Below are 24,402 nucleotides of genomic sequence, written 5' to 3' on the forward strand. Positions count from 1 at the left end.
TCGTAATGGAAACGCGGGGCGGCGCGATTCAGATGTCATTTTCACGCCATCTTCATGCCATTTTGCGTGGTAGATGAGGGACGTGGCGCGCTTCACAGTCATCAGAAGACGCCAATGCCGGTCGTCTATGCCGACAGGGTCGTCACGACGGGCGACGGACTTCGACGTCGTGTCCGGCGCTTGCGGTATATCGATTGGGGAGCGTGGGACGGCGAGTCGCGCATCATCGGAGCGTCCGATTCAGGTGACATCGCCCGGGCGTCGCCCGCGCATCGTTCGAGGCGCGGGCCAGCCCTGAGGGAGAATCAGATGGCGTCGGCCACGCCGGCTTCGTGCGCCTGCACGTCGGCGTGGTAGCTGGAGCGCACCATTGCGCCGACAGCCGCGTGAGTGAAGCCCATCTTGTAGGCCTCTTCCTCGAACATCTTGAAGGTGTCCGGCGTCACGTAGCGGCGCACCGGCAGGTGGTGCTCCGACGGTTGCAGGTACTGACCGATCGTGAGCATGTCGACGTTGTGGGCGCGCATGTCGCGCATCACTTCGAGGATTTCTTCATCCGTCTCGCCCAGACCGACCATCAGGCCCGACTTCGTCGAGACATCCGGATGCGCGGCCTTGAACTCCTTCAGGAGATTGAGCGAGTGCTGGTAGTCCGAGCCCGGGCGCGCTTCCTTGTACAGACGCGGCACCGTTTCGAGGTTGTGGTTCATCACATCGGGCGGTGCGGCATTGAGAATGCCCAGCGCGCGATCCAGACGCGCACGGAAGTCCGGCGTCAGGATTTCGATGCGGGTCTGCGGCGACAGCTCGCGCACGTGACGAATGCAGTCGACGAAGTGCTGGGCACCGCCGTCGCGCAGGTCGTCGCGGTCCACGCTGGTGATCACCACGTACTTCAGGCGCATCGCCGCGATGGTCTTCGCGAGATTGAGCGGCTCGTCAGCGTCGAGCGGATCGGGGCGACCGTGGCCGACGTCGCAGAACGGGCAACGGCGCGTGCACTTGTCGCCCATGATCATGAACGTAGCCGTGCCCTTGCCGAAGCACTCGCCGATGTTCGGGCAGCTCGCTTCTTCACACACGGTGTGCAGGTTGTGCTCGCGCAGAATCTGCTTGATCTCGTAGAAGCGGGACGTGTGCGTGGCAGCCTTCACACGAATCCAGTCCGGCTTCTTCAGGCGCTCGATCGGCACGATCTTGATCGGAATGCGTGCGGTCTTGGCCTGGGATTTCTGCTTGGCAGTGGCGTCGTATTCGCCGTCGATCGTGCGAACTTCCTTGTTCGCGGCGTCGTTCTCGATAACGTTCTGAGTCACGGTGGTCATGGTGGGGGCTTTCCAAACGTCCAATCAGGCGGCGGCGTTTGCGCCCGTGGCCGTTACTTGATCGGCCTTCGGCGCGACATCGGTCGTCGCGGGGTGCTGTTCGAGGTGATGACCGAGTTGCTGCGCCAGTCGCGCGGCCACTTCGTCCCAGCGGGGAGCCACGCCTAGCGTGGCCATGTCTACGGTCTGCAAACCGGCGTAACCGCACGGATTGATCCAGTCGAACGGACGCAGATCCATGGCGACGTTAAGCGATACGCCGTGATAACTGCATCCATTGCGGATTTTCAACCCGAGCGCAGCGATCTTCGCGCCGGCGTGAGCTGCGGTGCCGTCGCCCCGGCTCACATAGATGCCTGGCGCGCCGGCCTGGCGCTCAACGTCGAGATTATACGCTCCAAGGGTGTCGATCACCGCTTGCTCGATCAGCCGCACCATCTCGCGCACGCCAAGCTTGCGGCGACGCAGGTCGACGAGCAGGTAGATCACCACCTGACCGGGGCCGTGATACGTGATCTGGCCGCCACGGTCGACTTTGACCAGTGGGATGCCGGTGTTGGCGACAAGCAGGTGAGCGGGATCGCCGGCGAGTCCGAGCGTGTAGACGGGCGGATGCTGGACGATCCAGAGCTGGTCGGGGCCGTTCGGTCCACGCGCGTCGGTGTACGCGCGCATGGCATCGAACGATGTGGCGTAGTCTTCCGTGCCACGCCAGCAAACTTCGATCGGGGAGGTCATGGACGCAATTTTAGCGAAACCCCGCCGGTCTTGCTCGATGTCCCGCGGGCGAGGCCCCCAACCCACGGGCGTACCAGCCGGCCGCGAGCAGAATCATCACGCCGCCGAGCCATTGGGTCGGGTGCAGCACGATCCCGAACGCCAGAAAGTCGACCGCCACAGCCACCACCGGATAGACGAAACCGAACACCGCGAGGCTGGACGTCGACGCCTTCTGGAATGCGCCGTACAGCAGCAGATACATGAACGTCGTATGGAAAAGGCCCAGCGTAACGATGGCGCCGATTTCACGCGGAGCCGACGGCAGGTGCCGGAAATCGGCCATCCACACGAAAACGACCGCACCGATCGTCATGTGCAGGGCGGCGATGATCTCCGGCCGGATCGTCCCGGCAAGCTTCTTGGTAAATAGCGTGGTCGCGGCGTAGAGCGACGCGGCGGCCAGTGCACTCGCCACGCCCAGCAGATAGTTCGCGCCATGCACACCGCCCGGCTCGGCCAGAATCACCAACCCCGCAAACGCGACGCCAAGGCAGGCCAGCGTAGCGAGCGACGGCCGCTCGCGCGTGACGATCACGCTGGCGAGCACCAACAGGAACGGCTGCACGTTGTAGACGACAGTCGTGATGCCCACCGACGTCATGCGGTAGGCCGTGAACAGGAAGTACCAGTTGGAGACGAGCGTGATGGCGCCGAGCGTCACGTTCACGATCTGCCAGCGCGTCATGCGCAGGCCGCGCCAGTAGCCGCGCCACGCGCACCATGCGCAAAGGCTGACGGCGCCGATCAGGCAACGGAAGAAGACCACGTTCAGCGCGGGCTGTCCCGACATCAGCACGAAATAACCGATCGTGCCCGAGATCACCATGGCGGCGATCATCAGCAAACGGCCGAGGCGTTCATCGGCCTGAGGGTTCGGCGCAGCGGGGGATGTCAGAGGCGCGGGGGGCGGCACTTGGCTCATCGGGGAACGACTTCTCTTGTTTTGAGCGCTATCGAGGTATTTTCACCACGATTGTTGCGCATCTTGTTGTGAATTCGATTAACACATGCAGGGTGCCGGCCGCTTCGCAGAAGCGTCTCGCCAACTGCCCCTTAAAACGAAACACGCGCTCTCTGGCGAATGTCGCCACAGAGCGCGCGGAGGATGCCCTACCATTATCGGAAGGTGCGACCGAGAGGACGGCCGATCCTCCCGATCACGGCTGCCGACCGTCAGGCAGCGGCCGTGCAGGAGTTGGCTTCACGGGCGGCCCGGCGACCGGCCAGCCACTTGCGGAGCACGCGGGCCAGCGGAAACCGGCGCAACACTTCGCGCTCCAACTGGGCTTCACCGACGGCGTCCGACGACATCCAGTAACGGCGGCCCGGCTCGACGGCGAGGCGCTGGCCGGGCACCAGCCAGTAATCGCGCGGATCGCCCGCCCGCGTCACCCAGACCGGCGCGCCGCGTGCGACAAGCGTATGCTCTTGGTGCAATTCGAGCGTGATGACTTCGCCCGGGCGAAGACCGTAGACGTACTGAACCTTTGTCAAATTGTTTTGCATTTTACGACCCCCACTCTGTGCGAGACAATGACTGAATCATAGGGACTGGCAGGCGCCGCACCAAACGACATATTTTCACGGCCTTGCGAATAGAGCTCACATGGATCTTCGGAGACTTCCCAACCTTAGCGCCTTGCGCGCCTTCGAGGCGGCTGCCCGCCTGGAGAGTTTTTCCCGTGCGGCTGAAGAGCTGTTCGTGACGCACGGCGCCATCAGCCATCAGATTCGAGCGCTGGAACAGGAACTGGGCACCACGCTGTTCGCCCGCAACGGCAAGCGCATCAGCATCACGCCAGCGGGACGCCAGTACGCCACCTCGATCCGCGCCGCGCTGACCGACATCGCGCAGGCCACGCGCAAACTGCAAGCGGGCACGCGCAGCGAGCGCCGGCTGGTGCTGACCACCATGCCGTCGTTCGCCAGTCGCTGGCTGACGCCGCGCATCGGTCGCTTCATCGACCGGCATCCGGAACTGGAAGTGGAATTGCGGTGCAGCGCACAGTTGACCGACTTCGAGCGCGACGACGTCGACATCGCCCTGCGCATGGGCAAGGGCAACTGGCCGGGGCTGCACATCGAGAAGGTGCTCGACGACGTGTTCTTCCCCGCGTGCAGTCCGACCTACAACGACGGCAAGCTACCGCAGACCGCCGACGAGTTCCGCGCCAGCACGCTGTTACGCTCACAAGACGAGCCGTGGGCGCCCTGGTTCGCCTCGGCAGGCTTCGATTTGCCCGAGCCGATGCAGGGCATGATGTACGAGGATTCGGGCATGCTCTCGCAGGCCGCGATCGTTGGGCAGGGGGTCGCGCTGGTACGGCGCTCGCTGGCCGTCGGTGACATCATGGCCGGGCGCCTCGTACGCCTGTCGGACGTCGATACGCCATGCGGATGGGATTATTTCTTCGTATGCCCGCCCGCCGTGCTGAGCGCGCAGCGCGTTCAGGCATTCCGGACGTGGTTTCTGGAGGAGGTGGCGGCGTTCGATCTGGTGAAGGACACGCGTCGGCGTCCCGCGCAGCCGAGCCCCGCAGCGCTGGCGGCCGGCATGGCCGCAACGGCGGGAGAGATGGCGACGGGCGCACAACTGGGGATGCCCCCCGGCATGCCGCCCGACGACGGCGCACCGACGCGCGCATGACCTTCGCGCGCACGCCGGAACCGTCTCACTTCGTTGTTACAGCACGACCTTGACCATCGGGTGACTGGTCAGCTTTCGGTAGATGTCGTCGAGGTGCGCTTGCGAATGCGCGCGCACCGTGACGGTCAGGCCGAGATACTTGCCCGAGCTGGACGGACGCATTTCCACCGTGGCGGCGTCGAACTGCGCGTCGAACTCACGCAGCAGTTCCACGATGGCCTGCGCAAAACCGTCTTGCGCGTGCCCCATCACCTTGATGGGAAAGTCGCACGGAAACTCGATCAGACTTTTCTTCTCTTCCGTCGTCATAGTGCCTCCTTGGCGCGTTGATACGCCGCATAAAGCGCGCGGAAGACCGGGCCCGGCTTGCCGTCGCCCACCGACTTGCCATCGAGCGTGACGACCGCCAGGATTTCCTTCGTGGCCGACGTGATGAGCAGCTCGTCGGCATCGCGCACTTCCGCTTCGCTCACCGCACGCTCCTCGAACGCAATGCCGCACTCCTGCGCCAGCGTCTCCAGCGCACCGTAACGGATCCCTTCGAGGATTCGATTATCGCGCTGCGGCGCGACCATTGCACCGTGCTTGATCACCCACACGTTGCTCGACGACGCTTCCGTGAGCAGCCCGTCGCGGAACTGGATCGTCTCCTGCACCTCGTGATCCGCCGCGTACTGCGCCATCAGCACGTTGCCCAGCAGCGACGTCGACTTGATGTGGCAGTTCAGCCAGCGGCGGTCTTCATGCGTGACCGCGCCGACGCCCTGCTCCACCTTCTCGCGGCTCGGTAGCGTGAGCGGCGTGGCAATGCCGAACACGGTCGGCGTCACGTCCTTCGGGAACGTGTGCTGACGCGGCGCGACGCCACGCGTGACCTGCACGTAGACGCTGTGCGGGTCAGCCGGACACGTAGCCGACAGACGCGCGAAGAGCGCCTCCCATTCGGCCCGCGTGTACGGATTCGCGATACGGATCTCCGCGAGACTGCGCTCCAGCCGGTCCAGATGTTGCGCGAGACGGAACGGCTTGCCGTGATACACCGGCACGACTTCGTAGATCCCGTCACCAAAGAGGAAGCCTCGGTCGAGGACCGAAATCTTTGCGTCGGCGAGCGGGATCAGTTCGCCATTGAGCCAGACGGTGGGGTTATTCATGATGCGAAGGTCTTGACGATTATTTCTTCACGAACATCAGACGCAGGGCGTCCCATGCGCGGCCGATGAAGCTGGCCTGTGCCACGTCGCCAAGCGCCACGACCGGGAATTCGGCCAGTTGCTTGCCGTCGGCCATCACCTTGACGGTGCCCACCTGCGCGCCGTTGGCGATCGGCGCGATCAGCGGTTCGCGCAGTTCGAGTTGCGGCTTGATCTTGTCGGCCATGCCCTTCGGCACGGTGATGAAGGTGTCCTTCTTCACGCCGATCTTCAACTCGCTGTCCTTGCCCTTCCAGACCTTGGGCGTGGCCACGACCTGGTTCGCGCCGTACACGCGCAGCGTGTCGAAGTTCTGGTAACCGTAGTTCAGGGCCGAAAGGCTGTCCTGCACGCGAGCGCGCTCGGTCGGCTCACCGACCACGACCGACAGCACGCGGCGGTTCACGCCCGGAGCGCCCGGCAGCGGACGCGACGCCGTCGACACGAGGCAGTAACCGGCTTCCTTCGTGTGACCGGTCTTCAGACCGTCGACCGTCGGATCGAGATACAGCAGACGGTTACGGTTCGGTTGACGGATGTTGTTGTACGTGAAGCTCTTCTCCGAGTAGACCTTGTAGTACTCGGGGAAGTCCTGAATCATGCGCGTCGACAGCGTGGCGATATCGGCCACGGTCGTGTAGTGCTGCGGGTCGGTCAGACCGTCGACGTTCGTGTAATGGGTGTTCTTCAGCCCCATGCGTTGCGCGGCGCGGTTCATCAGTTCGACGAAGCCCGGCTGCGAGCCGCCGACGAGCTCGGCCAGCGCGATGGAGGCGTCGTTACCCGACTGGATGATCATGCCGTACACGAGATCGTGCACCGAGACCGGCTTGCCGGCTTCGATGAACGTACGCGATTCGTCGCGACCCACCTTGCGGACCGATTCGCCCGGAATGACGGTCTGTTCCCACGAAATGCGCTTGTCGCGCAGGGCTTCGAAGACCAGATACGTCGTCATGATCTTCGTGAGCGAGGCCGGCTCCACCCGGGCATCCGGGTCACCGGCGGCCAGCACCTGACCACTGGTCACGTCGACGATGGTCCACGCCTTGGCCGTCATCGGCGGCGGCGGAATCTGTTGAGCACGGGCGGGAAGCGTAGCGAGCGAGCCACAAGCGACAATCGCCGCGGCGACGGCGGCACGGGACAGCGAAGCGTTGAATTTCATTGGCGATGAGGAAAACGAAGTGAGCGAAGTAAAACTCAGAGGCATCTGCGCTTGAAGGAGCGCCGTGCAACTCACGCTTTGGCGAGCGCGGCACGGCGAAGAAGACGGCGGCACCGAAGCACCGGAGCCACGCCTGTCGGGAACATAGACCCGACACGGCATGACATGGTTCAGACGCGAATTATACCCGTCACGATTTGACGTCCCCAGCGAAGCGAGCGCTGGCTGTCGAAATTACGCAAAAATTTCGTCGGATGTATCAATGACGCCACGCGTCGACCACGATCTGTTTCAGCAGCGGCAACATGCCGTGGAAAAAGTGCTCGCCGCCGGGGATTACCACGACGGGCAAGGTCTGCGGACGCGCCCAGTCGAGCACCGACTGCAGCGGCACCGTGTCGTCCTGCTCGCCGTGAATGACGAGCGTGTCGGCCGGCACCGTGGCCACTTCCCAGTTGCTCGCGGCCGTGCCGACCAACACCAGACGCTGCGCCGGCGTACCGGCCGCCTCCAGCGTCTTGGCGACATGCGAGAGCACGAACGTGCCGAACGAGAAACCGGCGAGCGCGAGCGGCAGGCTTTCCCAGCCCGGTTGTTGACGCATCCAGCCGATCACCGCGAGCAGATCGTCGCGCTCGCCGATGCCCTTGTCATGCTCGCCTTCGGTTTTGCCTACGCCCCGGAAGTTCGGGCGCACGACGGCATAACCGAGCTGCACGAAAGCCCGCGCGAGCGTTTGCGCGACCTTGTTGTCGAGCGAGCCGCCGAACAGCGGGTGCGGATGCGCGACGAGCGTGATGCCACGCGGGGCGCCTGCGGGACGATCGATGGCGACTTCGATGGCGCCGACCGGGCCGTCGATGGTGAAGCGTTCAGTCTGAGCGTTCATGAGCGATAGTGGGCTGAAATGCCGCACGCATGCGCGCCGGGCAGCTTAGCCCGGACGCAACGCGTAGCCGACGAAAAATCCTGAGAGCTGGTGCGCCGACCCGATAGGTCGACCCGATCAATCGATCAGCAGACGCTCGACGATCTCGCCTTGCGCCAGATGCTTCTCGACGATCTCGTCGATATCGGATTCGTCGATGTAGGTGTACCAGATCCCTTCGGGGTAGATCACGACGGCCGGGCCCTGTTCGCAGCGATCGAGGCATCCGGCCTTGTTCACGCGGACTTTGCCGGGACCGGCCAGACCGAGTTGCTTGACCTTCTTCTTGGCATATTCCTGCATCGACTGCGCGTTGCAGTTGGCGCACGACGGTCGGTCGGCGCCGGGTTCGCGCTGATTGAGGCAGAAAAACACGTGATGCTTGTAGTACTGCGACGGGGTAGCCATGTCGGTGTTTTGTGGGGGATTTGGCAGCCGGAAGCCCTGTTTCGGGCGTGTTGCGGGCCATTCTAACCGACCTGCCCGCCCCTTGCGGGCGCACCCGGCAACCGGGCGGCGGGCATGACACGACGGGAACGTGGAAATGCGGATTCCGGGACACCAGAGCCGCGCTACACCTCAGCGCAAACGCCGCTGCACCGCCATGAACACGGCGCAGAAGGCCGCGAGGCACGCAAACCCGAAGAACACGTTCACGCAGGAGAGCACCAGCGCCTGCTGCGAGGCGAGGCTCCCCACCCAGGCCGACGCCATATGCGCCGCCGTCGCCGGATCGACGCTCGCCGAAAACGTCTGCTGCGCCTGCGAGACAGCCGCGTTGTAAGCCGGATTGAGCGGCGTCATCGCGGGTGTGAGTTGATGCATGAACACGGCCTGACGATCCTGCATCAGCACGGCCATCACCGACACCGACATCGAACTCACCAGCTGACGCACGATGTTCTTCGTCTGATACCCATGCTGGAAGACGTATTCGTCCATACCGCGAAACGTCAGTTCGGCAATCGGAATCATGGCGAACACGCCCCCGAGACCGCTCAGCACCATCGGCACAATCAGCCACTGGCTCGACACCCCCTGATAGCTTTGCGAGAGCAGGAACGCATATCCGAGCAGGCACAGGTAACCCAGCAGCACGAACGGCTTGAGTTGTACGAACTTCGGACGTGCCAGCGTGTAGATCACTGCAACGACCAGACTCGTCACCGACGCGACCGCTTGCAGATACCCGGTGTGCTCGACACTCCATTGCAACCCCTGCTGCATGTAGATCGGGAACAGATACGACGTCGAATACGAGAAGAAGTAATACACGGCGTATCCCCCCAGTCCGAGCACATAGACGGGGTTGCGCACCAGCACGCGAAAATCGATCAGTGGCTTGTGATGCGAGTATTGATGCCACATATAGCCGATCGCACAGATCGCCCCGACGAGGCACAGTTCGAGCAGATGCAACGGATTGGAGAAGAAGTCGAAGCGCGAGCGCTGCATCATCACCTCGACGAACAGCACGCCAGCGGCGAAGAACACGATGCCGCGCATTTCGAACTCGCCTTCGTCGCGCAGACGTTCGCGAAAATCGGGGATGAACAGCCACGAGGCGACGGCACCGGCGAGCGCAATCGGCACGACCGCGAAGAACACCGACGACCACAGGAAGTGATCGACGAGATAGCTCGCGAGCAGCGGTGCGGAAATCTGTCCGCCGAAGAAACCGTAGGTGAAAAAGAGCAGCGCACGCAGCCGCAATTCGGGAGCAAAGCAGAGGTTGATGAGAATGCGGCTGGCCGTGAACAGCGATCCCGCGCCCAGCCCGAGCACGAAGCGGGCGACGGCAAGTTGCATCGGGTTGTGCGCCATGCCGCACAGCCATGCGCCGAACGCCATGAGCGTGAGCGCGCCGGCCAGGAATGTGCGATAGCCCAGGCGCGACGCGAGCCAGCGTTGCTTGAGGATGACGAGAATGCCTGCGACGGCGTAGAGCGTGGAGACGAACGCATACTCTTCCGGCGCCGCGCCAACGCCGCCCGCGATATGCGACGACGCGAACACGAACATGCCGTTCTCCAGCATTTCGATGCCCGTGGCCGCCGCGATCACGGCCATCAGCACGCGCTGCCGTGTCTTGTGCGCAAACGCCAATCCCCAGGTACTCATCTTCTCTCCCAATGAAAACCGCCCGGGATCTGCCTGTCGATGCCGGGCGGTCGTGGCACACCAAGTATCAGCGTGCCTTACATGAGAGTTTAGAATTTACGGAGCGTCTCACCAATGGGCTGACGGCCAATACGCTATTTCCAAATTGGAAACAATGCGCGATGGCTCAGCGCTGTTTGCCCACAGTGCGTGCGGGACCACGATGGCTCGGGTCGAACATCGCGAGCAGATAGATCAGGACCAGGTACGGCCATGTCCATGCCAGCCAGCGCGCCAACACGTTGAAGTGAACGTACTGCCCCTGACGCCACGACTGAAGCGCCGCCTCGTAGTACGGATTCGCGGGCAGGAGGTTGACGAAGACGAGCAGCACGATGAGCGCCGCCAGCGCGACGGCGCCTCGCAACGCGCGCGGTCCGCGTCCGGCGACGCTCAGGACCAGCGCACCGATGACCACGCCGTAGATCGCCCCGGCCGTCACCCAGTCGAACGCCTGCGCCGGCGAGAACTGCCACGCGGAAGCGATCGCCTTGATCGCGAATGCGCTGACGAACATCGCGCAGAGCAGCGGCACACGCGGCGCCGTCCGACGCATCGCCAGCGTGGCGAGCATCCCCGCCAGTATCGTGCCGCTGGCCGTCACCACGGTCTCCCACAAGGCGTGACTCGCCACGGCGTCGAGCTCTGACAGATAGTCCTGCAATTGCCCGAGCTTCGGTACCCAGTCGAGCACCAGATCCGTGACGTCAGGGTCCTGCCAGAGCCAGATCTGGCGCACGAGATCGCCATCGCCAAAGAGGAATTGCTGCGGATATGCCTGCGCCCACGGCCAGAGCGCGAGCAATACCAGCAGGACACTGGCGTGACGCTCGAACCACGCGAAGCGCAAATGCCGAAGCCATCCACGATCGAGTAACGGGCTGGTCAACGGCACGGCAATCGCACCGCCGATGAGCGCACCGAGCGCGTTCGTGGCGAGATCGACATTGGACGCGACACGCGTAGGCAAATACGTTTGCAGCGCCTCCATGCCGCACGAGAGCAGCGTCCCGAGGAGAAACGCTGCGAGCACGGCCCGCGTGCCCCGCCACGCCGGATGCAGGGCAAGCACGGTCAGCATGCCCAGCGGAATGTAGCCCAGCACGTTGGTGACGACATCGAACATCGTCATCCACCGGGGAAGTGGCGCGAACAGATAGTCGAACGGGCCAACCGCCGCACGCTGAAACTCGAACGGATAGAGACTCGCGTAGGCGATCAGCAAAATCAGGCACAGCAATGCCTGACGCGTAAGGGGAGAGGCGCGTCGTTGCCAGGGTTTGACGTCTTGCTCGGGCATCGGCGAGACGACCGGCTATCGCGACGGCGCCGCTGGCGCGACCGACGATGATGCTGCGGGCACCGCGCGCGACTGCGCAGGGGCCCGTGTCGTCGCGGAGGGTGACGGCACACGTCCGGCCAGCCACTGGATCAATTGCGTCTGCACGGCATCGCTGGCCGTCGCGAGGGCACGCGCACCGCCGCTGGCATCGGCCGTGGCCGCAGGGGCTTGTGCGCGCAGCGTGGTCTGTGCGAGCAGCTTCGGTCCATCGAACAACGTCGCGCGCACCTGCACGACGCCATGACTTGCCGACGTGCTGTCGAAGTATTGCGCGAACTCCTCGATCTCGACACGCAGCGCAGGCGCCGCCGCCGGATCCCCCGCAGCAAGCACTGCCCGGTCGACGGACAACGCGGCCCGCAGCCGATCGCCAAACAGTCGGGCGGGCGACGCCAGCCAGCGACTGTTCGCATAAACGCGCGCCTGATCGCCTTCGCTCGCGGGCAGACGGTAATAGATCATGTCGGAGTCGAGCCAGCTCGGCGCATTGACCACGACCTTGAGCGGCGACTGGCGAGGTGCATTCGCAGCGGCGGCAGCGACATCGGATGCCGGTGCGGCCACACCATTCGTGGCATTCACGCCGTTCGCGCTGGCGCCAGCCACGGCGGAGGCAGGGATCACCGGCGGGCCGAGGTCGAAACGGGCCAATGAACCCGACGGCGCGGGAGCCGCACACCCAGCCACCAGCGTGACGACGCCAAACGCGATGCAGACCCTCGCAGCCATGTTCGTCACTCGCATGTCCTTACCTCGTCCGGTCGGTTCTGTCATCTCGATATCCCTTTGCATGCCGGTGTCGCACCCCATGCCCCACATCACGACGCGCCGCATGGTCCGCCGCATTGTCTGCCTCATTGCGCAGCCCCGTTCGCGCCGTTTGGCCATGCAAAGCCTGCCTCACCCGGGCCGGGCGGTGGCGGCGACGTGCCGAACAGCAGCGCGCGCGGATTGCGGTTGATCGTTTCAGCTGCCTGCCCCACGGCCTGCGAGGTAAAGCGCAGATCGTCGGAGAGACGGTTCAGACGCGGCAAGGCTTCCTGTTGCAGCGAGCCCTCGAACGTCTGCATCGTGCCCTGGAAGGCAGCGAGACTCGACGCCGCCTGATCTGCCGCGCGCCCCACGCTATCGAGGTTACGCACGAGCGGCCCCTGCGGATCGGTCAACTGGTTCGTCAGTCGATGCGCGCCCGACAGCGTGCCGTTCAGTTCGCGCACGGTTTCAGGCAGTTGCTTCGTGACCGGCTCCAACTGTGTCGCCACGCGATTCACGCTTTGCGCCGCCATCTTCACGCTATTGATCGACTCGAGAATGGCCTCGCGGTTCTCCGGTGCGAGCAACTTGTTGACCGACGACGTCGCCTCTTCGAGTTGATGCACGAGGTTATTGCCGCGTCGCTGGAGTTCGTCGACGAAACTCGGGCGCAGACGCAACTGTGCGACCTGCGCCTCGGACGACGGCAACAACGTCCGGTCATGCCCGTCGTCGTCGAGCTGCACGAATGCGAGCCCCGTCACGCCCTGATAACTCAGCGTGGCGAACGTCGATTTGGTCATCGGCGTGCCTTCGTTCACGAGAATGCGGATGAGAATCTGACCGGGCTTGCGCGGATCGAACTTGATCGACTCGACCTTGCCCACCCCCAGACCGCGATACCGTACGGCCGACTCTGGGTTCAGCCCCGTCACGTTGGTGCTGGACACCAGGTCGTAAGGCACCCGCACACGGTTGTCGCGATTGAACCAGTACACCGCGGCGGCCACCGCCGCGAGCAATGCCAGCGTGAAGAGGCCCGCCATGAAAGCGTGCGATTTATTTTCCATCGTCGAGTAACTCCGAAATCTTGGCGCGCCGTGCTGCGGGCAAAGCCAGCAGTGCGCGTCTACCGCGCTCACCGAGGAAGAAGCTGTGGATAAACGGGTGATCGACACACACCACGTCTTCGACCGGGGCGTTCACGAGCACTTTGCGATCGGCCAGCACAGCCACGCGCGTGGCAAGCATCATCACCGTATCGAGATCGTGCGTGACCATCACCACAGTCAGGCCGAGCGAGCGATGCAGGCCGCGAATCATGTCGACGAATTCGTCGGACGCCTGCGGGTCGAGACCGGCGGTCGGCTCGTCGAGAAAGAGCAACTCCGGCTCCAGCGCAATGGCACGCGCGATCCCGACGCGCTTGATCATCCCGCCCGACAACTCGGACGGCATGCGATTCGCCATACGCCCCGACAACCCGACCATCTCGAGCTTGTACATCACGACATCGCGGATCAGATCCTCTGATAACGTGTGCAGCTCACGTAACGGCTGCGCAATGTTGTCGAATACCGTCATCGCCGAGAACAACGCGCCACGCTGGAACAACATGCCCGAGCGACGACGCAGCAAGTGCGCGGTACGCCGGTCGATCATCGTGATGTCATGACCGAAGATGCTGATATGTCCGCTGGTCGGCGCTTCAAGCCCGATGACCTGCCGGATCAACGTCGTCTTCCCGGAGCCCGAGCCACCGACCAGCGCAATGATCTCGCTCTGGCGCACCGTGAGATCCAGATGTTCGTGAATCGTGTGCGTGCCGTAGCGCTTGGTGAGGTTGCGCACTTCGATCACGGGCTGCGCGTCGCCCGGCAATGTCGACGAGACCGGCGGACATCCGGCGGACGCGCCGAACAGCACGTCGTCGCCTCGCGCGACAGGGGCATCGCGTGACCCGGGTGCGTCGGGTCGCTTGGACGGATCGCGTACGAGAGCGTCGCTCATCAGCCGATCCCCACGTTGCGGAACAGAATCGCGAAAACGGCATCCGCCAGAATCACCACCGTGATCGAGGTGACCACCGACTGCGTGGTGCCTTCGCCAAGACTCTGTGTGTTCGGTTTGACGCGCATGCCGAAGTGGCACGCCACGAGCGCAATCAGCATGCCGAAAACAACGCCCTTGCCCAGACCGATCCACAGGTTCGCGATGCGAACGGCGTTGGGCAGCGTAGTGAAGAAGTAATGCAGACCGATGCCGAGCTCGTACTTCGCCGCCAACGCCCCGCCGAGCAGCGCAATGATGTTCGTCCACATGACGAGCAGCGGCATGGCGATCGCCAGCGCAATGACTTTTGGCAACACGAGCCGCAATCCGTGCGGGATATCCATGACCCGCATCGCGTCGAGTTCTTCGGTCACCCGCATCACGCCGAGTTGCGCGGTGATCGCTGATCCGGATCGCCCGGCCACGAGAATCGCGGAAAGCACCGGGCCCAGTTCGCGAATCACCGAAAGCCCCAGAATGTTGACGATGAACGTGCTGGCGCCATACAGCTTCAGTTGCTGCGCGGACAGATAGGACAGCACGATGCCGATGAGGAACGCCACCATCGCCGTAATACCGAGTGCCTTTGCACCGGCACTGTATATGTTCGCGGACATTTCCAGCCACGGCGCACGCGCCGGATGGCGCACGACCCGGCCCAGATCGATCACGAAACGGCCGAACATGGTGATGCCGTCACGCAAATGTTCGCCGAGGGTGAACAACGAGTAGCCCAGACGGCTGATCGGATCGACACGGCGCGTAGGCACCGGACTCTGACGCGTGCGGTCGAATTCGGCGAGGTGATCGAACAGTGCCCGTTGAGTCGGGGTGAGCGCGACGCGTGAGGGGTACTTGCGCTGCCAGTAACGCCACAACGCCTGCGCTCCCACGTGATCCAGCCGCTCGACGCAGGTGAGGTCCCACGCCAGCTCGCCGCGCGGCAACGCATGGACCAGCCCCAGCAACGTCTTCTTGCGTTGCGAGAGCGCCAGCGCCGTCCACAGGCCACGCAGCATGACGACTGGGCCTTGCGCCGAGTGGGTCAGCTCCAGAGTGGGCACGGCATCGAGGTTCAAAACGGTGGTTCTCCTGACAACAAAACCGCCGGAATCCGGCATGAATCCATACAAGACGCGCAGCAAAACGCGGTCATTGTACGGTACAGGCGCGACCGGTCGATGGCAACCCGGCGCGGCCTGAAAACAAGCCGGAATTGTCCGACGCATGCCTCGGATGATGCCGAAATACGGGCTTCGACGCAGGTCAGCGCGGCGCAGGCCCGGCCTCGCCGCTACAATAGCAGCCATGAATAACGCCGCACCTTTCCCGCCTGACGTTCCGCACCGCGCACCGGATTCCGACTCGTCGGAACGTCCGGCCAGCGCGGGCTTGACGCCATCGACGCATACGCCCGCCCGTCAGCTCGACGGCGCGCGCATCCGGTCGCGTCTGGCGGCCTCTTGTCGAGGCTGGCAGATCGAAGTCGTCGATACCACGGGTTCCACGAATCTCGATCTTCTCGCTCGCCTTCGGGAAGACGCCGCGTGTGCGCCCATCGTGCGCGCCGCGCTCCAGCAAACGGCCGGACGCGGGCAGCGCGGCCGGGCATGGCAGAGCCTGCCGGGCGACAGCCTGACGTTTTCCCTGGCCTATGTAATGCCCGGCGGCCCGGCCGAATTGGCGGGGTTGTCGCTCGCGACCGGCGTCGCCGTCGTCGAGGGCCTGTCGGATCTGCCGTTGTCGGCACCGCAGGCGTTGGGTCTCAAGTGGCCCAACGACGTCCTGCTGCGCGGCGGCAAGCTCGCGGGCATTCTGATCGAGACGGTACCCGCCGGGCCGGGCCGCATCGGTGTCGTCATCGGCATCGGCGTGAATCTGCGACAGGCAGGCGACGTGGCGTCGCGTATCGACGATGCCACGGCAGCGGCAAACGTAGCATCAGCAGCACCCGCCGCATCCGGCGCGAGCACGCCGACGACGACCGCCGTTCCGCCCACCCCACCGGCCGCCCTCGAATCGGTGCTGGTGGACCCGGACATGTCATCCGTTCTCACCGCGTTGGTGCAGCGACTCGCTGCCATGCTCGAGCGCTTTGCTGCGCAGGGATTCGGGGCTTTCCGCGAAGACTGGGAGGCGATGCATGCCTACGGCGGCGCGTCGATCCGCGTAATCGAACATGGCCGCGACGTGTTGCACGGTATGGCGCTCGGCGTCGACTCACAGGGTTGTTTGCGCGTGGCGACCAACGAAGGCGAACGCACGATCGCCAGCGGTGAAGTATCGGTGCGCCTGCTCGACGCGTCGTCGGCACGAGACACGACGGACACCCGGGGAGCCCGCTGATGAGCGCGTCGCGGCGGAATTCGTCGACATCTCCCGAGCGCACCACATCGGCACGCAAGGCCGACATGGCCGCCGCGTCAAAGGTAGCTCCAGTGGCTGAGGCGACGAAGGCTACCGCAGGTGTCGCAGAGCGCCCGGAAGACACTCACCCCGCGCCGTGGCTACTGGTCGACGCAGGCAACAGCCGGATCAAATGGGCGCTGGCGCCTGCGGCGCGCCCTGCCCATTGGCAGGCGGCATCCCCCGCCTTTCTCGCCAGCGGCGCGGTGGACCACGCCGAATGGCGAACCCTCGCTACGCAAATTCGGGCGGGCTGGTCAGCGCTCGGTACCGGGGCTGCCGACACGGCTGACGCATCCCTCGCCTCGGATGCATCGGCTGCACCAGACGCCCCCGGCACACACAGCGACCGGCACTTCGCCCCCAACATGGCACCGTTGGCCATCGGGCAGGGCGGGCAGGAAGACGGATTCGTCTGCCCCGAACCGGCTGGGGTCTGGCTGACGAACGTGGCGGGCGACGCTGCCGAACAAGCGGTGCGCATGACATTGCAGACGCTCTGGGGCATGGCGTCCGCCGACTGGCTGAAAGTCCTGCGCGCGGGCGAATCACGCGCCGGTGTGCGCAACGGTTATCGTGTCCCGACACAGCTTGGGAGCGATCGCTGGGCCAGCTTGATCGGCGCTCATGCCGCATGGCCCGGCGAGCATCTGCTGATCGTGACGCTGGGTACCGCGACGACCGTCGAAGCGTTGCAAGGCAATGGCGAGTATCTTGGCGGACTGATCGCACCGGGACCGGCACTGATGCTGCAATCGCTCGCGCAGGGCACCGCGCAGCTCCCAACGCTCGACGCGACCATGCCGTCCGGCGGACAGGCATTCGCGCGCAGCACGACGGAAGCGATTTTGCGCGGGTGTGCCGCCGCTCAGGCCGGCCTCGTCGAGCGGAGCCACGCGCAACTGGAAGCGCAACTCGGCGCACCGGTGCGTTGTGTGCTGTCGGGAGGTGCGCGCCATGCGCTGGCGCAAACGCTGACCTTGCCCTTTACCGAACACGATCAACTTGTGCCGGCCGGTTTGTACGAAGTGGCGCTTCGCGACGCGCAATCCACCACCTCGGCGACGACTGGCACCGCTGCGGCGAATGCCACACCGACCGATACGCCGGCGGGCGCATCTCGCGCCGCCGAACCTGCACGAAGGGGAGTCTGAGATGTTGCGTGCGTTGTTGCTCGTCATGTTTCTCGCAGCCAATGCGGCATTCGCCGCCGTGCAACTTGGCTGGCTGAAGTGGCGCGACGTGCTGCCGGAGACCGGCCGGGAACCGACGCGCATCACGACACAACTCGACCCCACCCACGTTCGCCTCACGGGCGTGGAAATCAGCAGCCCCACGCCAGCCAGCGGAGCCACCAATGCCGCCGACGCACCGGGCGGTGCGAGCGGCGCAAACGATGGCAGCGATGGCAGTGATGCGCCCGCCTCATCGGTGTCAGCCACCGCCGCCGCCGCGAGTCAGGCCCTCGCCGCTACGGCACCGGCAGCAGTGTCAGGCGAATCGGGCGCGTCGCAAGCCACAGCGGCAGCCGCAGCATCGAGTTGCCTCGACGTCGGCCCCTTTGCTGCCAGCGATGCGCAGCAGGCGCGCGGTTTGTTGCTGGCCGGATTGCCCGCCGGTCAGGGCGACATCCAGTCCATCGCCGTCGACAAGCGCTACTGGGTGCATCTGGATCCGGTGCCGAACAAAGCGGCTGCCGACAAGCAGGTGGCGGCATTGCGTTCGGCGGGCGTGACCGAGTATTTCCTGGTGAACGACGAAGGCTCCACGCTGGTCGTCTCGCTCGGACTGTTCAACGACAAGGACCGTGCGACGCGTCTGATGGCCGCAGCACAAAAGAAAGGCCTCACGCCGCAGTTGAGCGAGAGGCCGAACGCCAAAAGCCGGATCGTTTATCGCATTGCCGGCATCAATGCCAATGCCGTCACGCAGGTTCGTGGCGTTGTTACCCAACAATGGTCGGCACAGTTGGTCAAGGCGTGCCCGTCACCGGCAGGTAGCCCGCCGGCCGGAATCCATTAGCGGTCTCATTGACAGACGCATCCACCGACTCATTAATAGACTTATTGACGGGTCCATTAATGAGTCCATTAACGAGTTCATTGACGGGTCCATTAACAGGTCCATTCATGGGCTAATGACCGGCGTCGCGAACGGTCTGATTCGCGGCCCCATCGGGAGCGCTTGTTGGCGCCCCTATCAAGAGCCGCGCTACCACCGCATTAAGCAACGCGTTTGAGCGCCACCACCGGTCGCACCACGCCCGTTTGCGTACCACGTGCGTTCTTCACCACCGGGGCCACCCACGGGGCGAGGCCGGTTTCCTCGGGCGCGTCCACCAGCCCCAGCGCCTTGAGCACGGCAACCGCAGCGGTGTAGAGCGCACGCATGTTGCCGTCGACGACCTTGATCGCGATCCCCAGTCCGGCGGAGCGCACACCGATGGTTTGCACACCGTCCGCACCGATCTTCGCTACCCAGTCGCCGGGAGCCATGCGCATGAACGCGAGATCGTTACGCGCGGTGCCTGAGACCATTTCGGGCTGCTGCGTCATCGCAGCAAAGAGCGTCGAGAGCGCTGCGTCGTCGCTGGCGGCAAGGCGTGCATACGCGGCAGCCAGCTTGTCGAGCGGCAACGCGTAATTCGGGGCGGAGCAACCGTCGATCCCGAGCGGCAGCGCATCGCCATCGACACCCACGACATCGCCCACGCGTGCGCGAATCTTCCGCTGCAACGGATGCGTCGGATCGAGATAGGTATCGAGTGGCAGGTCGTGCTGTGCGCAATAGGCGAGAAAACCCGCGTGCTTGCCCGAACAGTTGTGATGCAAGGACGTTGGCTTCAGGTCCGCAGGTGCGCGCTTGCCGGTGGCCGAATAGAACGTCGGCACGTGGCATCCGCATTGCAGGTGATGCTCATCGCATCCGGCCTTGCTCAGCAGGCTTTTCACGCCGTCGACGTGAAACGATTCCCCCGAGTGGCTCGCGCACAGCAACGCCAGCTCCGGTTGCGTCAGCCCGAAGTGAGCGACGCCATCGCCTTCCACGAACGGCAACGCCTGAAACGGCTTGAGCGTGGAGCGCGAGAACGTGAGGAACGACGGATCACCGGCGGCATATCGAAGGCGTCCCTCGGCGTCGACGACGGCGACCGAGCCGTAATGCACGCACTCGACCGTATCGACGCCGTTCGCGCCACGCGTGACTTCAACGAGCGGTGCGAGCGTCATGATTGGGCTCGCACTTTCTTGAGCAGCGACGTCGTCGAGCGCTGATGTTCGAACGGAATGGCCAGCGCCTTGCCGCCCCAGCCGCGCACCAGCGCGGACTCCGGCAGCTTGTCCATGTCGTAATCGCCGCCCTTGACGAGGATGTCGGGACGCACCGCCGCGATCAGCGCTTCGGGCGTGGATTCGCCGAACGTCACCACGTAGTCGACGCTTTGCAGTGCAGCGAGCAACGCCGCACGGTCGTTCTCGTTGTTGATCGGACGGTCGTCGCCCTTGCCGAGCGTTCGCACGGAGGCGTCCGTGTTCACGGCGACGACAAGGCATGCCCCCAGCGCGCGCGCCTGCGCAAGATAGGTCACGTGACCACGATGCAGGATGTCGAACACGCCGTTGGTGAACACGAGCGGGCGGGGCAATGTGGGCGCCAACGCTGCCAGCGCTTCGCGCGAGAGAATTTTGGCCTCAAAATCGGCCGCAGGAATGACTTGGGAAGATGACATGACGATCGATCGAAGTAAGTGCGCGATTCGCTGCTGATCGCTGCTGACGCGCCGATGGCCGCTATTGTCCCACGACACGAGGTCCGGAGAACGAATCCGCAGCAGTGGCGCCATCGCGCGACAAGCCGATGGTGGGAGCATCATCGGCACGATCTCGCAGTCCACCGGATATCGCGATGAGGCCTCTCCGCCAGGACTCACCGCCCGCATCGTCATGCGTCGGCGCAACAAAAAAGGGGCCGAAGCCCCTTTTTTGCGATGACCGCACCATCGTGCGACCGGCGAATGCCGACTTATGCCGCCTTATGCCGACGCTGCCACGGCCGGTGCCGGTGCAGCCACTGCCGCCAGGCGAACCGTGATTTCCTTGCGATAGCGGTTCAGGTCCTGCGCCGTCGCAAACGTGCGCTCGAACAGCAGCGACATGTTGTGCAGAATGCGCTCGACCACCTTCTTTTCCCAGCTGTCGTCGAACTTGATCTGCTCGTCGAGCCAGTGTTCGAGCCACTCCGGCTCCGGCAGACGCGACTGCACCGTGTCGTTCGGGAACAGATCCTTGTTCACGTGCAGGTTGGTCGGGTGCAGCGGCTTTTCGGTACGACGCGCCGCAGCCATCAACACACCGATCTTCGCGAATGCCGCACGTGCGTTGTCGCCGAAGTTCGTCAGCGCCTTCTTCATGTAACGCAGATAAGCGCCGCCATGACGGGCTTCATCGCGCGAGATGACTTCGTAGATATGCTTGATGACCGGCTCGGTGTGCCACTCGGCAGCACGGCGGTACCAGTGGTTCAGACGGATCTCGCCGCAGAAGTGCAGCATCAGCGTCTCGAGCGGCGGGGCCGGATCGAACGGGAAACGCACGGCGTGCAGTTCCGCTTCGGTCGGCACGAGGTCCGGGCGGAAGCGGCGCAGGTACTCCATCAGCACCAGCGAATGCTTCTGCTCTTCGAAGAACCACACGCTCATGAAGGCGGAGAAATCGCTGTCGTCACGGTTGTCGCGCAGGAACATCTCGGTCGCCGGCAGTGCGGCCCATTCCGTGATGGCATTCATCTTGATGGTGCGCGCCTGATCGTCGGTGAGTTGGCTCGCGTCGAACTTGTCCCACGGAATATCGCTTTCCATGTTCCAACGCACTGCCTCCAGCGACTTGTACAGTTCGGGATACAGCATTTCGGTCATTTCAATTACCCCCAAGGTCGCGAGACCTTACACCAGGACTCAAGATAGTATTGTGAAAGTTTACGCCGAATTTCGACAGACAAAACGGTGAGCGTGTCACGGTCGGCCCCCGCCGTCCGGTTCCACGTCTTGAACCCTGCCGTCGCATAAGGACGGCGATTTCACGCCTGTTATCTGGCCGCATCCTGGCGATATGGCTTAGAGCGACCCTACTAAAATATGGGCAAACTCTTGAATCATAACATAATTCCCCTTCATTACCGTGACGTTTGACACTCACGTGACGGTAATGCGTCGTAATTTTGACGCCTGTCAAATTGTCACGGAAAGCCCCTAAGCTCAGAGCGCGACAGGTTTTTCCGCACACGTCACCGAACACGCTCCGGTGCCCCGCCAGTCCTTCGTCCGGCACGTCTTTCGACGGACGCCCCACGGCGGTGCGTCAGGGTATGTCCTTGTGCCACGGGCCTGCGCGGGCAGCGTCCGATGGTCTACGCTAGAAAGCAATCGTTCCGCATTTGCGATGCCTCGTCCGGCAGCGGGCCACCCGCTTTGAGGATAGTTCTCAGTCGCAATTACGCAACATGCATGATGGGCAGGTGCCACGGCAGAACGAGCCGAGCGCCGCCAACGGGCCTACCGACTCGACTGGATCCTTGTCCGATAAGGAGCCGAGCATGGCACTTCGAGCACACCGGGCAGACCGGGCGAATCAGGCATGCGTGACACCGCCGACGCACGTTGCGGCACACATCACGTCACGCGTCACATTGCGCCCCGACTTTGCCGCATGGCTACGTACCGCCTGTCTTCTGATGGCGGTGGCGACGGCCCCAGGCGCATACGCATTCGACGTCGGCCAACTGGCCACGCAAGAGATTCCGGCCGCCCATCTGGTCGGTCAGGGGTCGTTCTCGCGACTGGGCTTCCATCTTTACGACGCGTCGCTCTTCTCCGGCGCCGAGCGTATCAACGCGAACTGGAGCGCGCATCCGCTCGTGCTCGACGTACGCTACGCGCGTAGCTTCAAGTCGCACACGCTCGTGCAGCGCAGTCTGATCGAGATGAGCAAGCTGCAAGTGGGTACGGACGAGGAACGACAGCGCTGGGCCGACGAACTCGCCCGCATTCTGCCGGACGTGTCGGCGGGACAGCACCTCACGGGAGTATTCCGGCCGGGTGACGGCACACGCTTCTTCTCTGACGGCAAGCTCATCGGCCAGATCGCGGGCGACGCCTTCGGTCGCGCGTTCTTCGCCATCTGGCTGGACCCGCGTACCAGCGCCCCCGACTTGCGCGCGGAGCTGATCAGCGACGCGCGCTGAGCGAACCGGAGGTGCCCGTCAGGCAAGCCCGACGAAATGGTGGCACCTTCCCTGCCGATCCGTGCCGGCCAGCCGGCGCGGTGTCGGATCCGCGTGCCTGTGCATCTATGGGATCTATGCATCGATGGACATCGACCACACAGCGGCCCTCACGCGCCTCACGCACTACTTCGAAACGCTCACGCGCCAGAGCATCGGCAATCTGGGCGAGTTCTACACGCCGAACGTCTATGTCAAGACGCCGCTTCACGAAGTGCGTAGCGCCGCCGAAGTGGCCGGACTCCTCACCCGCATGTTCGAGCGCCTCGAAGTGCCGCGCGTCGAGGTGACGGCGCAACTCTTGCAGCACAATCAGGCGCTGCTCGTCTGGAATCTCCACTTCCATGCCAAACGTTGGCTCGATGACGAGCAGATCATTCACGGCGCCTCGCACCTGCGCCTCGCCGTGGACGGCCGCGTCGCCTATCAACGCGACTATTGGGACGCCACGGAAGACCTCTACCTGAAGCTTCCCTTCCTTGGACGCTTGATCCGCTGGCTTCGTCACCGGTTGTTTCTCTGAGCCACGACGCCGGCAATCGACCGCCTCGCCCATCTCGCCCATCGTCGTTCCTGCCACCTCAGCGCACACCAGGACCGCACGACACGCCGCGCCCACGGAAAGCGTCGGGTAGCTGCCAGCGTCTCGCCATCCTGTCGCGGCCCGCAAAGGGCAGTTTTCTTCAATACGCGACGCGCGAGTCCGCTTACCGTTGGCGCCTCGCACTCCCCGCAATCTTGCGGACGTGCCTGCCACGAGGATTCCGATGACCCTTTTCTATTCGATGGCCGCCTTCGCGCTGGCGGCTTCCATTACCCCCGGGCCGGTCAACGTCGTCGCGCTCGGCTCGGGGGCGCGTTACGGCCTCATGCCGAGTCTGCGTCATGTGACCGGGGCGACGGTCGGCTTCGTGGTGTTACTCGTCGCGGTCGGTTTCGGCGTCTATGAACTGCTGCAACGCATGCCGATACTGATGCACGCGATCCAATGGTTCGGCGTGGCGTTCCTGCTGTACATGGCCTACAAGCTGGCGGTCGACGACGGCGAACTCGCCTCTCCCGATGACCGGCAAACGCCGCGTGGCCCCACGATGTCGCGCGGCGCCGTCATGCAGTGGCTAAACCCGAAGGCCTGGCTCGCGGCACTGGCCGGTATGGGGGCGTACACCGGCGGCGACCCCGCACGCATCTGGCAATTCGCGGCGATCTACTTTGTCGTGTGCTGGTTGTCGGTCGGTTGCTGGGCTGCGGCGGGCGCGATGCTACAGCATCACATGCGCGACGCGAAGCGCATGCGTTATCTCAATCGGGGGATGGCCGCCCTGCTGGCGGCAAGCGCCGCGTATCTGGTGGCGGCGGGATGACGGTA

The 24,402-nt window shown here is 64.1% G+C and carries 25 protein-coding genes; 7 read left to right on the top strand and 18 right to left on the bottom strand.

The window, feature by feature from the left end; translation table 11 throughout:
- Positions 1 to 305: 305 nt before the first annotated feature.
- From lipA to A9762_RS02355, 4 genes are all read right to left on the bottom strand, one after another.
- Positions 306 to 1,325, bottom strand: coding sequence for a lipoyl synthase (gene lipA / locus A9762_RS02340; protein WP_069340391.1), 1,020 nt, complete (start codon positions 1,323 to 1,325; stop codon positions 306 to 308).
- A 24-nt stretch (positions 1,326 to 1,349) separates the two neighbouring features.
- Complete coding sequence (lipB, locus tag A9762_RS02345; RefSeq protein WP_069340392.1) at positions 1,350 to 2,063, bottom strand: lipoyl(octanoyl) transferase LipB; 714 nt, start codon at positions 2,061 to 2,063, stop codon at positions 1,350 to 1,352.
- Positions 2,064 to 2,073: 10 nt separating this feature from the next.
- A complete protein-coding gene (locus A9762_RS02350) occupies positions 2,074 to 3,027 on the bottom strand; it encodes a DMT family transporter (protein ID WP_083253547.1) in 954 nt (317 codons plus the stop codon).
- Between the two features lie 251 nt (positions 3,028 to 3,278).
- Positions 3,279 to 3,611, bottom strand: a complete 333-nt coding sequence (locus A9762_RS02355; RefSeq protein WP_069340394.1) for a DUF2917 domain-containing protein — start codon at positions 3,609 to 3,611, stop codon at positions 3,279 to 3,281.
- Positions 3,612 to 3,711: 100 nt separating this feature from the next.
- Here A9762_RS02355 and A9762_RS02360 point away from each other — a divergent pair, with 100 nt between their 5' ends.
- Positions 3,712 to 4,752 carry a transcriptional regulator GcvA gene (locus A9762_RS02360; protein WP_069340395.1) on the top strand — a complete coding sequence of 347 codons (1,041 nt, stop codon included), beginning with the start codon at positions 3,712 to 3,714 and terminating at the stop codon, positions 4,750 to 4,752.
- Positions 4,753 to 4,788: 36 nt separating this feature from the next.
- Here the strand turns inward: A9762_RS02360 and A9762_RS02365 are convergent, their stop codons facing one another.
- The 11 genes from A9762_RS02365 to A9762_RS02415 all read right to left on the bottom strand — a co-directional run bounded on the left by A9762_RS02365 (position 4,789) and on the right by A9762_RS02415 (position 15,427).
- On the bottom strand, positions 4,789 to 5,061 hold the full coding sequence (locus tag A9762_RS02365) for a YbeD family protein (RefSeq protein WP_069340396.1): 273 nt from the start codon (positions 5,059 to 5,061) through the stop codon (positions 4,789 to 4,791).
- Positions 5,058 to 5,906 (bottom strand): D-amino acid aminotransferase, encoded by an 849-nt coding sequence (locus A9762_RS02370; protein ID WP_069340397.1) that lies wholly within the window; start codon positions 5,904 to 5,906, stop codon positions 5,058 to 5,060. Before A9762_RS02370 ends, A9762_RS02365 begins: the two co-directional genes overlap by 4 nt.
- 19 nt (positions 5,907 to 5,925) lie before the next feature.
- Positions 5,926 to 7,113 (bottom strand): D-alanyl-D-alanine carboxypeptidase family protein, encoded by a 1,188-nt coding sequence (locus A9762_RS02375; protein WP_083253548.1) that lies wholly within the window; start codon positions 7,111 to 7,113, stop codon positions 5,926 to 5,928.
- Positions 7,114 to 7,372: 259 nt separating this feature from the next.
- Positions 7,373 to 8,002 (bottom strand): alpha/beta hydrolase, encoded by a 630-nt coding sequence (locus A9762_RS02380; RefSeq protein ID WP_069340399.1) that lies wholly within the window; start codon positions 8,000 to 8,002, stop codon positions 7,373 to 7,375.
- 117 nt (positions 8,003 to 8,119) lie between these two features.
- A complete protein-coding gene (locus A9762_RS02385) occupies positions 8,120 to 8,449 on the bottom strand; it encodes a ferredoxin (RefSeq protein WP_069340400.1) in 330 nt (109 codons plus the stop codon).
- Positions 8,450 to 8,620: 171 nt separating this feature from the next.
- Entirely contained in the window at positions 8,621 to 10,162 is a 1,542-nt protein-coding gene (locus A9762_RS02390; protein WP_069340401.1) for an MFS transporter, read from the bottom strand.
- Positions 10,163 to 10,328: 166 nt separating this feature from the next.
- Positions 10,329 to 11,501: a VanZ family protein gene (locus A9762_RS02395; protein ID WP_069340402.1), complete on the bottom strand. Its 1,173-nt coding sequence runs from the start codon at positions 11,499 to 11,501 to the stop codon at positions 10,329 to 10,331.
- A 15-nt stretch (positions 11,502 to 11,516) separates the two neighbouring features.
- Complete coding sequence (locus tag A9762_RS02400; RefSeq protein WP_240493413.1) at positions 11,517 to 12,317, bottom strand: ABC-type transport auxiliary lipoprotein family protein; 801 nt, start codon at positions 12,315 to 12,317, stop codon at positions 11,517 to 11,519.
- An 80-nt stretch (positions 12,318 to 12,397) separates the two neighbouring features.
- Positions 12,398 to 13,366: an MlaD family protein gene (locus tag A9762_RS02405; protein WP_069340404.1), complete on the bottom strand. Its 969-nt coding sequence runs from the start codon at positions 13,364 to 13,366 to the stop codon at positions 12,398 to 12,400.
- Positions 13,356 to 14,306: an ABC transporter ATP-binding protein gene (locus A9762_RS02410; protein WP_240493414.1), complete on the bottom strand. Its 951-nt coding sequence runs from the start codon at positions 14,304 to 14,306 to the stop codon at positions 13,356 to 13,358. The genes A9762_RS02405 and A9762_RS02410 overlap by 11 nt, the downstream gene beginning before the upstream one ends.
- On the bottom strand, positions 14,306 to 15,427 hold the full coding sequence (locus A9762_RS02415) for an ABC transporter permease (protein ID WP_069340405.1): 1,122 nt from the start codon (positions 15,425 to 15,427) through the stop codon (positions 14,306 to 14,308). Before A9762_RS02415 ends, A9762_RS02410 begins: the two co-directional genes overlap by 1 nt.
- Positions 15,428 to 15,656: 229 nt before the next feature.
- Between A9762_RS02415 and A9762_RS02420 the strand changes: the two genes are divergently transcribed.
- From A9762_RS02420 to A9762_RS02430, 3 genes are all read left to right on the top strand, one after another.
- Positions 15,657 to 16,694, top strand: coding sequence for a biotin--[acetyl-CoA-carboxylase] ligase (locus A9762_RS02420; protein ID WP_170836158.1), 1,038 nt, complete (start codon positions 15,657 to 15,659; stop codon positions 16,692 to 16,694).
- 164 nt (positions 16,695 to 16,858) lie between these two features.
- The gene (locus A9762_RS27915; protein WP_371442385.1) at positions 16,859 to 17,908 is read left to right on the top strand and encodes a type III pantothenate kinase; all 1,050 of its coding nucleotides are present in this window, start codon (positions 16,859 to 16,861) and stop codon (positions 17,906 to 17,908) included.
- Position 17,909: 1 nt separating this feature from the next.
- On the top strand, positions 17,910 to 18,776 hold the full coding sequence (locus tag A9762_RS02430; RefSeq protein ID WP_069340407.1) for an SPOR domain-containing protein: 867 nt from the start codon (positions 17,910 to 17,912) through the stop codon (positions 18,774 to 18,776).
- A 200-nt stretch (positions 18,777 to 18,976) separates the two neighbouring features.
- Here A9762_RS02430 and A9762_RS02435 read toward each other — a convergent pair whose 3' ends face one another.
- The 3 genes from A9762_RS02435 to A9762_RS02445 all read right to left on the bottom strand — a co-directional run bounded on the left by A9762_RS02435 (position 18,977) and on the right by A9762_RS02445 (position 21,660).
- Complete coding sequence (locus A9762_RS02435; protein WP_069340408.1) at positions 18,977 to 19,984, bottom strand: asparaginase; 1,008 nt, start codon at positions 19,982 to 19,984, stop codon at positions 18,977 to 18,979.
- Complete coding sequence (gene rfaE2, locus A9762_RS02440; protein WP_069340482.1) at positions 19,981 to 20,484, bottom strand: D-glycero-beta-D-manno-heptose 1-phosphate adenylyltransferase; 504 nt, start codon at positions 20,482 to 20,484, stop codon at positions 19,981 to 19,983. The genes A9762_RS02435 and rfaE2 overlap by 4 nt, the downstream gene beginning before the upstream one ends.
- Before the next feature lie 303 nt (positions 20,485 to 20,787).
- Complete coding sequence (locus A9762_RS02445) at positions 20,788 to 21,660, bottom strand: ferritin-like domain-containing protein (RefSeq protein WP_170836165.1); 873 nt, start codon at positions 21,658 to 21,660, stop codon at positions 20,788 to 20,790.
- 686 nt (positions 21,661 to 22,346) lie between these two features.
- On the opposite strand from A9762_RS02445, the gene A9762_RS02450 reads away from it, so the two are divergent.
- The 3 genes from A9762_RS02450 to A9762_RS02460 all read left to right on the top strand — a co-directional run bounded on the left by A9762_RS02450 (position 22,347) and on the right by A9762_RS02460 (position 24,397).
- Complete coding sequence (locus A9762_RS02450; RefSeq protein WP_069340410.1) at positions 22,347 to 22,994, top strand: chalcone isomerase family protein; 648 nt, start codon at positions 22,347 to 22,349, stop codon at positions 22,992 to 22,994.
- Between the two features lie 124 nt (positions 22,995 to 23,118).
- Positions 23,119 to 23,556 (top strand): nuclear transport factor 2 family protein, encoded by a 438-nt coding sequence (locus A9762_RS02455; protein ID WP_069340411.1) that lies wholly within the window; start codon positions 23,119 to 23,121, stop codon positions 23,554 to 23,556.
- 244 nt (positions 23,557 to 23,800) lie between these two features.
- Positions 23,801 to 24,397 (top strand): LysE family translocator, encoded by a 597-nt coding sequence (locus A9762_RS02460; protein WP_069340412.1) that lies wholly within the window; start codon positions 23,801 to 23,803, stop codon positions 24,395 to 24,397.
- Positions 24,398 to 24,402: the final 5 nt, after the last annotated feature.

This window comes from Pandoraea sp. ISTKB (assembly GCF_001721285.1).
GTDB classification, from domain to species: domain Bacteria; phylum Pseudomonadota; class Gammaproteobacteria; order Burkholderiales; family Burkholderiaceae; genus Pandoraea; species Pandoraea capi.

Bases quoted from the DNA above. Each gene is read 5' to 3' on its own strand.
- lipA (WP_069340391.1), bottom strand. From the start codon at position 1,325: ATGACCACCGTGACTCAGAACGTTATCGAGAACGACGCCGCGAACAAG.
- lipB (WP_069340392.1), bottom strand. From the start codon at position 2,063: ATGACCTCCCCGATCGAAGTTTGCTGGCGTGGCACGGAAGACTACGCC.
- A9762_RS02350 (WP_083253547.1), bottom strand. From the start codon at position 3,027: ATGAGCCAAGTGCCGCCCCCCGCGCCTCTGACATCCCCCGCTGCGCCG.
- A9762_RS02355 (WP_069340394.1), bottom strand. From the start codon at position 3,611: ATGCAAAACAATTTGACAAAGGTTCAGTACGTCTACGGTCTTCGCCCG.
- A9762_RS02360 (WP_069340395.1), top strand. From the start codon at position 3,712: ATGGATCTTCGGAGACTTCCCAACCTTAGCGCCTTGCGCGCCTTCGAG.
- A9762_RS02365 (WP_069340396.1), bottom strand. From the start codon at position 5,061: ATGACGACGGAAGAGAAGAAAAGTCTGATCGAGTTTCCGTGCGACTTT.
- A9762_RS02370 (WP_069340397.1), bottom strand. From the start codon at position 5,906: ATGAATAACCCCACCGTCTGGCTCAATGGCGAACTGATCCCGCTCGCC.
- A9762_RS02375 (WP_083253548.1), bottom strand. From the start codon at position 7,113: ATGAAATTCAACGCTTCGCTGTCCCGTGCCGCCGTCGCCGCGGCGATT.
- A9762_RS02380 (WP_069340399.1), bottom strand. From the start codon at position 8,002: ATGAACGCTCAGACTGAACGCTTCACCATCGACGGCCCGGTCGGCGCC.
- A9762_RS02385 (WP_069340400.1), bottom strand. From the start codon at position 8,449: ATGGCTACCCCGTCGCAGTACTACAAGCATCACGTGTTTTTCTGCCTC.
- A9762_RS02390 (WP_069340401.1), bottom strand. From the start codon at position 10,162: ATGAGTACCTGGGGATTGGCGTTTGCGCACAAGACACGGCAGCGCGTG.
- A9762_RS02395 (WP_069340402.1), bottom strand. From the start codon at position 11,501: ATGCCCGAGCAAGACGTCAAACCCTGGCAACGACGCGCCTCTCCCCTT.
- A9762_RS02400 (WP_240493413.1), bottom strand. From the start codon at position 12,317: ATGACAGAACCGACCGGACGAGGTAAGGACATGCGAGTGACGAACATG.
- A9762_RS02405 (WP_069340404.1), bottom strand. From the start codon at position 13,366: ATGGAAAATAAATCGCACGCTTTCATGGCGGGCCTCTTCACGCTGGCA.
- A9762_RS02410 (WP_240493414.1), bottom strand. From the start codon at position 14,306: ATGAGCGACGCTCTCGTACGCGATCCGTCCAAGCGACCCGACGCACCC.
- A9762_RS02420 (WP_170836158.1), top strand. From the start codon at position 15,657: ATGAATAACGCCGCACCTTTCCCGCCTGACGTTCCGCACCGCGCACCG.
- A9762_RS02430 (WP_069340407.1), top strand. From the start codon at position 17,910: ATGTTGCGTGCGTTGTTGCTCGTCATGTTTCTCGCAGCCAATGCGGCA.
- A9762_RS02435 (WP_069340408.1), bottom strand. From the start codon at position 19,984: ATGACGCTCGCACCGCTCGTTGAAGTCACGCGTGGCGCGAACGGCGTC.
- rfaE2 (WP_069340482.1), bottom strand. From the start codon at position 20,484: ATGTCATCTTCCCAAGTCATTCCTGCGGCCGATTTTGAGGCCAAAATT.
- A9762_RS02445 (WP_170836165.1), bottom strand. From the start codon at position 21,660: ATGCTGTATCCCGAACTGTACAAGTCGCTGGAGGCAGTGCGTTGGAAC.
- A9762_RS02450 (WP_069340410.1), top strand. From the start codon at position 22,347: ATGGCACTTCGAGCACACCGGGCAGACCGGGCGAATCAGGCATGCGTG.
- A9762_RS02455 (WP_069340411.1), top strand. From the start codon at position 23,119: ATGGACATCGACCACACAGCGGCCCTCACGCGCCTCACGCACTACTTC.
- A9762_RS02460 (WP_069340412.1), top strand. From the start codon at position 23,801: ATGACCCTTTTCTATTCGATGGCCGCCTTCGCGCTGGCGGCTTCCATT.